At 63.2% G+C, this 12,290-nt stretch carries 13 protein-coding genes and 3 tRNA genes; 13 read left to right on the top strand and 3 right to left on the bottom strand.

Going from position 1 to position 12,290, the window contains the following annotated elements; all coding sequences use genetic code 11:
• Window positions 1–714, top strand: coding sequence for a phosphoglycolate phosphatase (gene gph, locus AC097R_RS19580; RefSeq protein WP_479599905.1), 714 nt, complete (start codon window positions 1–3; stop codon window positions 712–714).
• Window positions 715–726: 12 nt separating this feature from the next.
• On the opposite strand, the gene AC097R_RS19575 is transcribed toward gph, so the two are convergent.
• From AC097R_RS19575 to AC097R_RS19565, 3 genes are all read right to left on the bottom strand, one after another.
• Window positions 727–2,259, bottom strand: a complete 1,533-nt coding sequence (locus tag AC097R_RS19575; protein WP_479599904.1) for a methyl-accepting chemotaxis protein — start codon at window positions 2,257–2,259, stop codon at window positions 727–729.
• Between the two features lie 38 nt (window positions 2,260–2,297).
• Window positions 2,298–3,845: a methyl-accepting chemotaxis protein gene (locus tag AC097R_RS19570; protein WP_479599903.1), complete on the bottom strand. Its 1,548-nt coding sequence runs from the start codon at window positions 3,843–3,845 to the stop codon at window positions 2,298–2,300.
• Between the two features lie 174 nt (window positions 3,846–4,019).
• Window positions 4,020–4,604, bottom strand: coding sequence for a chalcone isomerase family protein (locus tag AC097R_RS19565; RefSeq protein ID WP_479599902.1), 585 nt, complete (start codon window positions 4,602–4,604; stop codon window positions 4,020–4,022).
• Between the two features lie 397 nt (window positions 4,605–5,001).
• Here AC097R_RS19565 and trpE point away from each other — a divergent pair, with 397 nt between their 5' ends.
• From trpE to AC097R_RS19505, 12 genes are all read left to right on the top strand, one after another.
• The gene (gene trpE / locus AC097R_RS19560; RefSeq protein ID WP_479599901.1) at window positions 5,002–6,519 is read left to right on the top strand and encodes an anthranilate synthase component I; all 1,518 of its coding nucleotides are present in this window, start codon (window positions 5,002–5,004) and stop codon (window positions 6,517–6,519) included.
• Window positions 6,516–6,848: a chorismate mutase gene (locus AC097R_RS19555; protein ID WP_479599900.1), complete on the top strand. Its 333-nt coding sequence runs from the start codon at window positions 6,516–6,518 to the stop codon at window positions 6,846–6,848. The genes trpE and AC097R_RS19555 overlap by 4 nt, the downstream gene beginning before the upstream one ends.
• Window positions 6,845–7,420 (top strand): aminodeoxychorismate/anthranilate synthase component II, encoded by a 576-nt coding sequence (locus tag AC097R_RS19550; protein WP_479599899.1) that lies wholly within the window; start codon window positions 6,845–6,847, stop codon window positions 7,418–7,420. The genes AC097R_RS19555 and AC097R_RS19550 overlap by 4 nt, the downstream gene beginning before the upstream one ends.
• A gap of 8 nt (window positions 7,421–7,428) precedes the next feature.
• Window positions 7,429–8,475, top strand: a complete 1,047-nt coding sequence (ltaE, locus tag AC097R_RS19545; RefSeq protein WP_479599898.1) for a low-specificity L-threonine aldolase — start codon at window positions 7,429–7,431, stop codon at window positions 8,473–8,475.
• Window positions 8,476–8,484: 9 nt separating this feature from the next.
• Entirely contained in the window at window positions 8,485–9,144 is a 660-nt protein-coding gene (locus tag AC097R_RS19540) for a LysE family translocator (protein ID WP_479599897.1), read from the top strand.
• A gap of 10 nt (window positions 9,145–9,154) precedes the next feature.
• Window positions 9,155–10,198 carry an anthranilate phosphoribosyltransferase gene (gene trpD, locus AC097R_RS19535; protein ID WP_479599896.1) on the top strand — a complete coding sequence of 348 codons (1,044 nt, stop codon included), beginning with the start codon at window positions 9,155–9,157 and terminating at the stop codon, window positions 10,196–10,198.
• A gap of 8 nt (window positions 10,199–10,206) precedes the next feature.
• Window positions 10,207–10,995 (top strand): indole-3-glycerol phosphate synthase TrpC, encoded by a 789-nt coding sequence (gene trpC, locus AC097R_RS19530; RefSeq protein WP_479599895.1) that lies wholly within the window; start codon window positions 10,207–10,209, stop codon window positions 10,993–10,995.
• Between the two features lie 4 nt (window positions 10,996–10,999).
• Window positions 11,000–11,698, top strand: a complete 699-nt coding sequence (locus AC097R_RS19525; RefSeq protein ID WP_479599894.1) for a uracil-DNA glycosylase — start codon at window positions 11,000–11,002, stop codon at window positions 11,696–11,698.
• A gap of 66 nt (window positions 11,699–11,764) precedes the next feature.
• Window positions 11,765–11,850 (top strand) — tRNA-Tyr (locus tag AC097R_RS19520).
• Between the two features lie 28 nt (window positions 11,851–11,878).
• A tRNA-Gly gene (locus AC097R_RS19515) sits at window positions 11,879–11,952 on the top strand.
• A 60-nt stretch (window positions 11,953–12,012) separates the two neighbouring features.
• Window positions 12,013–12,087 (top strand) — tRNA-Thr (locus AC097R_RS19510).
• 86 nt (window positions 12,088–12,173) lie between these two features.
• Window positions 12,174–12,290 (top strand): GTP-binding protein (locus AC097R_RS19505; protein ID WP_479598074.1); only part of this gene is annotated, 117 nt, incomplete at its 3' end.

Genomic DNA, 12,290 nt, shown 5'->3' with positions numbered 1-12,290 from the left:
ATGACCTTCAAAAAAACCTTGCCCTGGGCCTTGCCCGCATTCGACGCCGCCATCGTGGACCTGGACGGCACGCTGGTTGACACCTTGGGTGATTTTGTGGAGGCACTGCAGCGCATGCTGGGCGATTTGCCTTCGCCCTACCGGAACTATGCGGTGGACCGCGTGCTGGTGGAGCGGCTGGTGGGCAAGGGCTCGGAAAACTTGATAAAAAGCCTGCTAGCCCTCGTGGAATATGCGCCAAAAGCTACGAATTCAGGAGCAATTTTCAATGCGGCCTGGGCCAGCTACCAGCGCCACTACCCCGATGTGAATGGCCGCTACTCCACCGTCTACCCCGGCGCGCTGCAGGGGCTGGCGCAGTGCCAGGCCGCGGGCCTGCGCCTGGCCTGTGTGACCAACAAGCCCACGGCCTTTGCCCAAGCCTTGCTGGCCGACAAGGGGCTGGACGGGTTTTTCCTGCACACGATTGGTGGCGATGCGGTGGCACGGAAAAAACCCGATCCGATGCCCCTGCTGCATGCCTGCACCCTGCTGGGTAGCGCTCCTGCGCGCACGCTGATGGTGGGCGACTCCAGCAACGACGCGCAGGCTGCGCGTGCGGCGGGCTGCCCGGTGCTGCTGGTCGGCTATGGCTACAACCATGGCGAGCCGATCACCGCGGTAGATGCGGATGCTTTTACCGACACGCTGGCCGACTTGCCTTGGCGGACCTGAGGTGGGCGGGGCCTAGGCCGCCAGCTTGAACACCGCCACCACCTGCACCAGGTCCTGCGCCTGAGACTTCAGGCTGCTGGCAGCCGCCGCCATCTCTTCCACCAAGGCCGCGTTTTGTTGGGTGGCCTGGTCCATCTGGGTGACGGCTTGCCCCACCTGGGCGACCCCCGCGCTTTGCTCGGAGCTCGCGGTAGAGATCTCGCCCATGATGAGGGTGACGCGCTGGATGGAGCTGACCACTTCGGTCATGGTGGTGCCAGCCTGATCGACCAGCGCGGTGCCTTGCTCCACACGCTCCACGCTGGTGCCGATCAGGCTCTTGATTTCCTTGGCGGCCTCCGCGCTGCGCCCGGCCAGAGAGCGCACTTCACTGGCCACCACGGCGAAGCCACGGCCCTGTTCGCCGGCCCTTGCCGCTTCCACCGCCGCATTGAGCGCCAGGATGTTGGTCTGGAAGGCGATGCCGTCGATCACGCTGATGATGTCGCTGATCTTGCGGCTGGCTTCGTTGATGCCTTTCATGGTCTCCACCACCTGGCCCACCACTTCGCCGCCTTTGACCGCCACCGTGCTGGCCCGCATGGCCAGTTGATTCGCCTCGCGCGCCGAGTCTGCGTTTTGTTTGACGGTGGAGCCCAGTTCTGCCATGGACGAGGCCGTTTCTTCCAGCGCGCTGGCTTGTTGCTCGGTGCGGGCGGACAGGTCGTTGTTGCCCTGGGCGATTTCAGCGCTGGTAGCGGCTACGCGGTCGGCATTGGTTTTGACGCTGCGCACCGTGGTGCCAAAGCTGTCTTGCATGCGCGCCATGGCGCCCAGCAGTTGCACCGTCTCGTCGCTGCCTGAAGGGCGCACCGCGGTGGCCAGGTCACCCGCCGCCAGCGCATCGGCAATCGACACGGCGTGGGACAAAGGCAGAGAGAGTTGCTTGGCCAGGTACAGCGCCCCGGAGATCAACAGCACCGTGGCCAGCGCCCAGGTGATGCTGACCTGCATCTTGGAGGAACCCACACTGGCGTTGGAGGCCGCCCGCGCGGCCTTGACGCTGTTCTCGATGGCATCGGCCTGTTCTGCCATCTGCTTCTCCAGCGCACTGAAGGCCTTCTGGAAATCGGCCACGGCGGCTTGTGCTGCGGCAGGGTCCTGGGTGGCCAGGGCCTGCACCTTGTGGCCCGCCTCCACGTAGCTGCTCACCATGGGCAGGGTCTTCTTGAGCATGGCCCGCACATCATCCGAGATAGGGCGCTCCTCCAGGCTCTTGAGCGCATCGGTAAACACCTTGGCGTGCTCGTCCAGGCCCTTTTTGGCCTCGGCCATTTGTTCCTCGTTCTTGGTGCTGGCGCCCAGCAGCGACAGCAGCACGTCGCCGCGCACGGCGTCGTGCATCATGTCGGCCTCCTGGCTGCTCTGCAGCGCGCTGGACATGGCTTCAGACTCGTCAATCGCTCCCGCCAGTCGGTTGGTTTGGATCAGGCCGATGCCGCCCACCAGGGCCGCAGCCAGTGCACCGAGCAGGCCCAGGGCGATGATTTGGTGTCGCAGTTTCATGGTGTCTCTTGTAGGGCTGAAGGTTGTGAGGAGAGGGTTTAGCGGGCCAGTGCTGTGTGGTCGCTGAGCTTGAACACGGCGACCAGTGCCACCAGGTCTTGCGCCTGGCTCTTGAGGCCAGAGGCTGCAGCGGCCATCTGTTCCACGAGTGCCGCGTTTTGCTGGGTGGCTTGGTCGATTTGCGCAACCGCTTCGCTCACCTGGGCCACGCCCGTGTTCTGCTCGCTACTGGCGGCGCTGATTTCACCCATCATGTCGGTTACACGGCGAATGGAGTCCACCACCTCACTCATGGTGCTGCCGGCGCGGTCCACCAGGGCGGTGCCCTGTTCCACGCGCTCCACGCTGGTGCTGATAAGTTGCTTGATTTCCTTGGCGGCCTCCGCACTGCGGCCCGCCAGGGCCCGCACTTCACTGGCCACCACGGCAAAGCCGCGGCCCTGTTCGCCTGCGCGTGCCGCTTCCACCGCCGCGTTCAGCGCCAGAATATTGGTCTGGAAGGCGATGCCGTCGATCACGCTGATGATGTCGGAGATGCGGTTGGAGGATTCGTTGATGCCCTTCATGGTGTGGACCACCTGGGAGACCACCTCGCCGCCCTGCATGGCCACGCTGGAGGCGTTGGTGGCCATCTGGTTGGCTTGGCGGGCGCTGTCGGCGCTGCGGCTGACGGTGGCGCCCAGCTCTTCCATGCTGGCGGCGGTTTCCTGCAGGGCGCTGGCCTGTTGCTCGGTGCGTGCCGAGAGGTCGTTATTGCCCTGTGCAATCTCGGAGCTGGCCAGTGCCACGCCGTGGGAGCCCTCGCGCACCTTGGTCACCAGTAGCGACAGGCTGGCCTGCATGGTCTGCAGCGAGGTCATCAGGGCAGCCACCTCGTCGCGGCCCTGGATGTGCAGCTGCGAGGTCAGGTCGCCATTGGCCACTTTGTCCGCCACGGTCACGGCTTCGCTCAGCGGACGCACAATCTGCCGGCTCAACCAGATGCTGCCGGCCAGCCCTGCCAGCGTGACCAGAATCATCACGCCATAGGCCATCTGGCTGCCACGCACGGCCTCGGCGCTGGCGGCTTCCGACGCCGCCTTTTCTTTTTGTGAGAGTTGGACGCGCAAGTCGCCAAGCAGGGCAACGGCATCTCGGTCCTTGCCGCGGGCGGCCTTGTCGCCGGCCTGGAAGTCCATGCCGCTGGCCTTGTAGTCTTCCAAGCCCTTTTGGTAGCCTTGGGCCGCGGTCTGCATGGCCGCGGCCAGTTTCTGGGCGGTGGCCTTGCTCTCACCTTCTTCCAGCATGGTGTTGAGCGTTTGCAGCCCTTCGCCGACCGACTTCATTTCTTTTTGGTGTGCAGCCCAGTACTTGTCCAGGTCTTGCGGCTCTTTGCCGCGCAGGAGCACGTTTTTCCACTCCTGCACTGCGGTGGCAAAGTCGCCGGCGATGTCGGCGGCCTTTTTATTGGCCGCCACATGGCGCAGTACGTCCAGCTTGTAGCTGTCGACCGCGTGGTTGAGTTGGGTGATGCCAAACAGCCCGCCCACGAAGAGCAGGGCCAGGGCAACCGCGAATGCCAGAGGCAGTTTGAGACTGAGCTTCATAGCGAAATCCTTTGCGTGGGGGGCGACCGGATACAGCGAGCACACACAGACTACAAGGATTGGCGGCCTCTGTCATCCCTTCATGTGAAATTTGTGAGCACAAAAAAACCTGCCGCGGTGCGAACCGGGCAGGCTGGTCGTGAGGCACCGCAGCACGCGGCGCCGGGACGCGTTTTACTTCACGCCCAACAATGCGTCTTTGAGTTTGAAGTCGGCGGGGGAGGTGCCGAACCAGATGGACATGATGGCCTTGAAGAATTCAGGCTCCTTGAACGGCTCGCCTTGCACCTTACCCTTGGCAGTGATGACCAGGCCGGTGCCGGGAATCCAGTCCAGCAAGATGATGTCGCCGGGCATCAACGCTTTGTTGATGGTGAAGATGTCGCCCATGCGGATCAGGCCGGGCACGAGTTTGGACATTTCGTTCTTGGGCACGTTGTCTTCCACGCCGCGGGTCAGCAGTTTGCCAAAGGGGCCGGCTTCAATTTCGCGCAAAAAGGTCATGGTCAGGCGCTTGGGGCCGGGGGCAGCGACCAATTCCTCCAGCGAGCTGACTTTTTGCGTGGTGTAGAGCTCACCCACATAGACCTTGAAGATGGCCTTGTAGCGCACACCGGCACCATTGAGCTGCAGTTTGGTGCCCGCCACGGTGGCGGTGTCTTCAACCTTCACACCATAGATGTCCTGGGTGGCGGCGAGGGTGGAGGTTGCCAACACCAAAGAGGCCAGGCCAGCGAGCAGGGATTTGGGGAGTGTCATGGAAGAAGAATCCTTAAAAAGGAACGACCGTTCGTTTTTGATAGTGGGATTGTCCAAGGTTCCCTGCCAATGTACATCAGGGTTTTTGCGGGTGACGTGAAATTTGCTACGTCAGGTTCGGGCTGCAGGTTTGCTACACTGCACACCATGTTTATCCACCACATCAGCAGAATGGGTCTTAGCGACCGGGGAGCCTGGCCCTGGCGTACCTCGTCTGTTGTGCCTGGGCTCTAACACCTGCCGGCCGCCACCTAGTGCGGCCAACGCGCACGGTTCCTGAGCTTTGCGCGGTCAAGTGGCACGGATTCCCCTCCGATCTATTGCGCGCACCCTTTGTCTTTGTGGCATTCAGCTGCAAACACCCTGTGACCCGTGTGATTTGAGAGGCCCCGTCCCCATGACCGAATCCGAGTTCCACGCCTTGCGCGCGCAAGGCTTTAACCGCATCCCCCTGACCACCCAGGCCTTTGCCGACCTGGAAACCCCGCTCTCCCTGTACCTGAAGCTGGCCCGTGTCGACGGCCAGACCGAACCCGCTGCCCACAGCTTTTTGCTGGAATCGGTGGTGGGCGGGGAGCGTTTTGGACGCTACAGCTTCATTGGTCTGCCGGCCCGCACGCTGCTGCGCGCCAGTGGTTTTGGCGCCGCCGCCCGTACCGAAGTCGTCACCGATGGCGTGGTGGTGGAAACGTCCAGCGCCAACCCGCTGGACTTCATCGCACAATACCAGCAGCGCTTCAAGGTGGCGCTGCAGCCCGGCATGCCGCGCTTTTGCGGCGGCCTGGCTGGCTACTTTGGCTACGACGCGGTGCGCTACATCGAGAAAAAACTGCAAACCAGCTGCCCGCCCGACGAGCTGGGCACGCCCGACATCCTGCTGCTGCAGTGCGAAGAGCTGGCCGTCATTGACAACCTGTCGGGCAAGCTGCACCTCATGGTCTACGTGGACCCGGCCACGCCCAATGCCTATGCCGCCGGCCAGGCCCGCCTGACCGAGCTCAAGGCCAAACTGGCACAGGCCGTCAGCGCACCCGACATCAAGCCTTCGCAAAGCTTTGAAGCCCAGCGCGACTTTGCCAAGGCGGACTACATCGCCGCCGTGGTGCGCGCCAAGGAAATGATTGCCGGCGGCGACTTCATGCAGGTGCAGGTAGGCCAGCGTATCAAAAAGCGCTTCACCGCCTCCCCCTTGAGCCTGTACCGCGCGCTGCGCACGCTGAACCCCAGCCCGTACATGTACTTCTACAACTTTGGCGACTTCCACGTGGTGGGTGCCTCGCCGGAGATTTTGGTGCGCCAGGAGCAAATCACGGTCGACGGCAAGGCCGGAACCAAGGTCACCATCCGCCCGCTGGCCGGCACCCGTCCACGCGGTGCCACACCCGAACTGGACAAGGCCGCCGAGCACGAGTTGATTGAGGACCCCAAGGAACGCGCAGAACACGTGATGCTGATTGACCTGGCGCGCAACGACATTGGTCGTATCGCGCAGATTGGCTCGGTCAAGGTGACCGATGCGTTCTGCGTGGAGCGCTACAGCCATGTGATGCACATCGTGAGCAATGTGGAAGGCACGCTGAACCCCGGCATGACCAGCATGGACGTGCTCAAGGCCACCTTCCCGGCGGGCACGCTGACCGGCGCGCCCAAGGTGCACGCCATGGAGGTGATTGACCAGCTGGAGCCCATCAAGCGCGGTATTTACGGTGGCGCCTGCGGTTACCTGAGCTATGCGGGCGACATGGACGTGGCGATTGCCATCCGCACCGGCATCATCAAGGACCAGATGCTCTACGTGCAGGCCGCTGCCGGCGTGGTGGCCGACAGCGTGCCCGAGCTGGAGTGGAAGGAAACCGAGGCCAAGGCCCGCGCATTGCTGCGTGCGGCCGAGCTGGTGGAGGAGGGCCTGCAATGAGCACCCCACAGAAAGCCCAACCGCAAGCCCAACACTGCAACACCATGGCCGAGGTGCGCAGCCACATCGACGCGCTGGACACACGCATCACCGCGCTGCTGGTGGAGCGCACCGGCTACATGAGCCAGGCTGCGCGCATCAAGCAGGACGTGCACAAGGTGCATGACCAAGAGCGCATTGAATTCATCGCAGCCCGCGTGCGCCAGATGGCCGCCGAGCTGGGTGGCCAGCCCGAAGTCGTGGAAGCCGCCTACCGCGCCCTGATGGACGCATCCATTGCATTTGAGCACCGGGAGTTTGCCCGCCTGCGCCAAGGAGAGACCGCATGAAACTCGTGATGATCGACAACTACGATTCCTTCACCTTCAACATCGTCCAGTACTTCGGCGAGTTGGGCGCCGAGGTGGAGGTGTACCGCAACGACGAGATCACACTGGAAGCCATTGCGGCACGCCAGCCCGACCGCCTGGTGGTATCCCCCGGCCCGTGCTCACCGGCGGAAGCCGGCATTTCGGTGGCGGCCATTCAGCACTTTATGGGCAAGCTGCCGATTCTGGGCGTCTGCCTGGGCCATCAAAGCATTGGTGCCGCGCTGGGCGGCAAGATCATTCGCGCGCAGGAGCTTATGCATGGCAAGACCAGCGTGATCACCACCACGCAAGAGGGCGTGTTTGCCGGTCTGCCGCAGCAGTTCACCGTGAACCGCTACCACTCGTTGGCCATCGAGCGCGCGAGCTGCCCCAAAGAATTGGCCGTGACCGCGTGGACCGACGATGGGGAAATCATGGGCGTGCGCCACACCGGCCTGCCGTTTGCGCAGCGCATGGAGGGCGTGCAGTTCCACCCGGAAAGCATCCTCACCGAGCACGGCCACGCCATGCTGAAAAACTTTCTGCAATGAGGCCCGCCATGACCGTTGATTTGCGCAGTGACACCGTCACCCAGCCCACCGCCGCCATGCGCGACGCCATGTTCGCCGCCCCCCTGGGCGACGACGTGTATGGCGATGACCCCAGCGTCAACGCGCTGCAGGACAAGATTGCCGCGCTGCTGGGTTTCGAAGCCGCTCTGTTCATGCCCACGGGCACGCAGAGCAATCTGTGCGCCATCCTGGCCCACTGCCAGCGCGGGGACGAGTACATCGTGGGCCAGATGGCCCACACCTACCGCTGGGAAGGCGGGGGCGCCGCGGTGCTGGGCGGCGTGCAGCCGCAGCCGCTGAACCACCAGCTCGATGGCTCGCTGGCGCTGGCCGATATTGAGGCGGCCATCAAGCCCGACGATGCCCACTTCGCCCGCACCCGCCTGCTGGCGCTGGAAAACACCTGGGGCGGCAAGCTGCTGCCCTTCAGCTATGTGCAGGCCGCGACAGACTTGGCGCGCAGCAAGGGCCTGGCCCGGCACCTGGACGGCGCCCGCCTGTTCAATGCTGCCGTGGCGCAAGCCGCCGAGCGTGGCACCGACGCCTACGCCGAAGCCCAGGCGATTGCCCAGTGCTTTGACAGTGTGTCGGTCTGCTTCAGCAAGGGCCTGGGCGCACCCGTGGGCTCGGCGCTGTGCGGCAGCAAGGCGCTGATTACCCGCGCCGTGCGCCTGCGCAAAATGGCCGGTGGCGGCATGCGCCAGGCCGGCTTTCTGGCCGCGGCCGCCAGCTACGCGCTGGACCATCATGTGCGCCGCCTGGCCGACGACCACGCGCTAGCGCACCGCCTGGCCGATGGCTTGGCGGGTATCGACGGCCTGGTGGTGGAGGCGCCGCAGACCAACATCGTGTTTGTGGACCTGGAGGGGGCAGCGCGTGCGCGCGCCAACGACCTGCTGGCCCACCTCGCCGCCCACGGCGTGCGCGGCAACGGGCTGTACCGCCTGCGCTTTGTCACCCACCTCGATGTGGATGCGGCTGGCGTGGACCACGCCATTGCCAGCATCCGCCAGTTTTTTGCCAATGCGGCCTAGGGGCAGAGCATGGCAATCGACCAACTCCTGCTCTTCATGGCGGCCGGCGTGCTGCTGAATCTCACCCCTGGACCAGATGTGCTTTACATCGTGACCCACGCGCTGCGCCGCGGCGCGCGCGCCGGCATGGTGGCGGCGTTGGGCATCACCGCGGGCTGCTTTGTGCACATTTTTGCGGCCGCCGTCGGTGTGAGCGCTTTGATGGCCGCATCCGCCACCGCCTTCACGATCCTCAAGTGGGCAGGCGCCGCCTACCTGGTCTATGTGGGTGTGAGGCTGCTGTTGACTAAGAATGGTTCTGCTATGCAATTAGGAGCTGCTGGCGCATATTCCACGGGGGCTAGTGGCAGAAACGGCTTGAAGACTATCTTCCTGCGTGGTTTCTGGACCAATGCGTTGAACCCCAAGGTGGCGCTGTTCTTTTTGGCCTTTGTGCCGCAGTTCATCGCGCCCGGCGTGGAGAACAAGCCGCTGGCCTTTCTGCTGCTGGGCCTGCTGTTCAACTTCAACGGCCTGTGGGTGAACCTGGGTTGGGCCGTGGCGGCCGCATGGTTGGCCCGCCGTGCCGGTATGGTGCAGAAGAGCATGCATGGGTTAGACCGCATCGCCGGCGCGATGTTTGTAGGATTCGGAATCAAACTGGCGCTGACCGCAGCGCCCAAGGCTTAAGGACATGGACATGACCCAAACCGCCAAAATCACCCCGCAGGAAGCCCTGCAACGCACCATCGAGCACCGCGAGATTTTTCACGACGAGATGCTGCACCTGATGCGCCAGATCATGTCCGGCGAGATGTCGCCCGTCATGATGGCCGCCCTGATCACGGGCTTGCGCGTCAAAAAAGAGACCATCGGCGAGATCACCGCCGCCGCGCAGGTGATGCGCGAGTTTTCCACCAAGGTGGAGGTGGCCGACAAAACCCATTTGGTGGACATCGTAGGGACCGGCGGTGATGGCTCGCACACCTTCAATATCTCCACCTGCAGTATGTTCGTGGCCGCCGCCGGGGGCGCCAAGGTCAGCAAGCACGGCGGGCGCAGCGTCAGCAGCAAGAGCGGTAGCGCGGACGTGCTGGAGGCGCTGGGCCTGAACATCAACCTCAAGCCCGACCAGATCGCCCAGTGCATTGCCGAGCAGGGCATTGGCTTCATGTTCGCGCCTAACCACCACCCCGCCATGAAGAATGTGGCACCGGTGCGCAAGGAAATGGGCGTGCGCACCATCTTCAACATCCTGGGCCCGCTCACCAATCCGGCCGGTGCGCCCAACATCCTCATGGGCGTGTTCCATGCGGATCTGGTAGGCATCCAGGTGCGCGCGCTGCAACGCTTGGGCGCCGAGCACGCCATCGTGGTCTATGGCCGCGACGGCATGGACGAGGTGAGCCTGGGCGCGGGCACCATGGTCGGGGAACTGAAAAACGGCGAGATCCGCGAGTACGAAATCCACCCCGAAGACTTTGGCATGGTTATGGCCAGCAACCGTTCGCTGAAGGTGGAAACCGCCGAAGACTCGCGCGCCATGCTGCTGGGGGTGCTGAACAACCAGGCCGGCCCGGCCAAGGACATCGTGATCCTCAACGCTGGCGTCGCCCTGTACGCTGCCAATGTGGCAAAAACCATGGAAGCCGGCATCGCGCTTGCGCGAGCAGCTATCGAATCAGGAGCGGCGAAAGCCAAGCTCGACGCCTTGGTGGCACTCTCTGCCCGCCTGGCCCACTAGGAAATCTTATGAGCGACATTCTGGACAAAATCGTAGCCGTCAAACACCAGGAGGTGGCCGCGGCCCGCAAGCGCAAATCCCAGGAGGTGGTGCGCGCCGACGCCGAATCGCGCGTGCTGACGCGTGACTTTGTAGGCGCCTTGCGCGCCAAGATCGCCGCCGGCCAGCCCGCGGTGATTGCCGAGGTCAAAAAAGCCAGCCCGTCCAAAGGCGTGTTGCGCGAAGACTTCATTCCGGCCGACATTGCCCAAAGCTACGCAGAATACGGCGCCGCCTGCTTGTCAGTGCTCACTGATGTGCAGTTTTTTCAGGGCGAAATTGATTACCTCAAGCAGGCCCGCGCCAGTTGCCAGCTGCCCGTGCTGCGCAAGGACTTCATGGTCGACTCCTACCAAATCTACGAGTCGCGCGCCATGGGCGCCGATGCGATTCTGCTGATTGCCGCCTGCCTGGACGATACGCAGATGCGCGACTTTGAGGCCATCGCCCGCAGCCTGGACATGGCGGTGCTGGTGGAGGTGCACGACCAGCCCGAGCTGGAGCGTGCCTTGAAACTCAAGACCCCGCTGATCGGCATCAACAACCGCAATCTCAAGACCTTCGAGGTCTCGCTGGACACCACCCTGGCGCTCAAAGCCCTGGTGCCAACCGACCGTCTGCTGGTGACCGAAAGCGGTATCCACACCCGTGAGGACGTGCTGCGGATGGGCTCAGCCGGGGTGAATGCCTTCCTCGTGGGTGAAGCCTTCATGCGGGCGCCCGAGCCGGGCGAGGCGTTGGCGGCCCTGTTCGGTTAAGCCTATGGCAGACCAGTTGCTGAACGCCGATCCTGCGGCCTGGCCCGTGGCGCCGGGCTGGCAATCCTTGGTAGACGGTTTTTTCGCTGGACAGACGGGGCAGGGCTTGCTGCAGTTCCTGCAGCAACGCCTTGACGCAGGCGCCGTCGTGTTCCCGCCCCAGCCACTGCGGGCGCTGGAGCTCACACCACCTGAATCCGTACGCGTGGTCATCCTGGGCCAAGACCCTTACCACGGGCGCGGCCAGGCCGAGGGGCTTGCGTTCTCCGTGGCGCCGGGCGTCGCGTTTCCGCCCTCGCTGCGCAACATCTTCAAGGAATTGCAGCGCGACTTGGGCACGCCGCCACCGCCCTTTCCGCAGCCCGGCGGCAGCCTGGTGAAGTGGGCGCAAAAGGGCGTGTTGCTGCTCAACACCTGCCTGACCGTGGAGGAAGGCCAGCCCGCCAGCCATTCCGGCAAGGGTTGGGAGGTGCTGACCGATGCCGTGATCCGCCACGTGTCCCAAGACGCAGCGCCAGCCGTCTTCATGCTCTGGGGTGCACACGCCCAAAGCAAGCGCGCATTGATCGACGTCGGCCGCCACCTAGTGCTGACGGCCAACCATCCTTCACCGCTGTCCGCGCTGCGCCCGCCTGTGCCCTTCATCGGGTGTGGGCATTTCTCGCAGGCGCGTGCTTGGCGCGACGAGCACGGCACGACCTAAATGCAAATTTGTGTGCAAGTTCATGACGAAGGCAAATTAACGTGGCATAATCCGGGGTTCACCGAAGGAGAGGTGGCCGAGTGGTTAATGGCAGCAGACTGTAAATCTGCCCTCTTACGAGTACGCTGGTTCGAATCCAGCCCTCTCCACCAGTGATAAGTTGATTTTGGATGAGCCTCTGCGGGGTTCGTATAGTGGTAATACCTTAGCCTTCCAAGCTAAAGCGAGGAGTTCGATTCTCCTACCCCGCTCCACAGTCCGCTTGTTGCTACGTTGTGATGCAGATTTTTAAAGTTTGTCTGCGACAAACTTTTGCCCTTTTGGCTCAGTGGTAGAGCACTCCCTTGGTAAGGGAGAGGTCGCGGGTCCGATTCCCGCAAAGGGCACCATTTTTAAAGCGTTGCCGCTGGCATGTTGGTGATAGCGGTAGTGCGAATTTTGATCGTTTTTAACTCATTACTTTTCGGAGCTGAACATGGGTAAAGAAAAATTCACACGAACCAAGCCACACGTCAACGTAGGCACCATTGGCCACGTGGACCACGGCAAGACCACCTTGACGGCAGCCATCACCACCGTGCTGGCAGCCAAA

The organism is Rhodoferax sp. ZS1R25, from assembly GCF_056521335.1.
The sequence above is the reverse complement of the archived record's forward strand: the minus strand, read 5'-3'. Positions and strand labels throughout refer to the sequence as shown.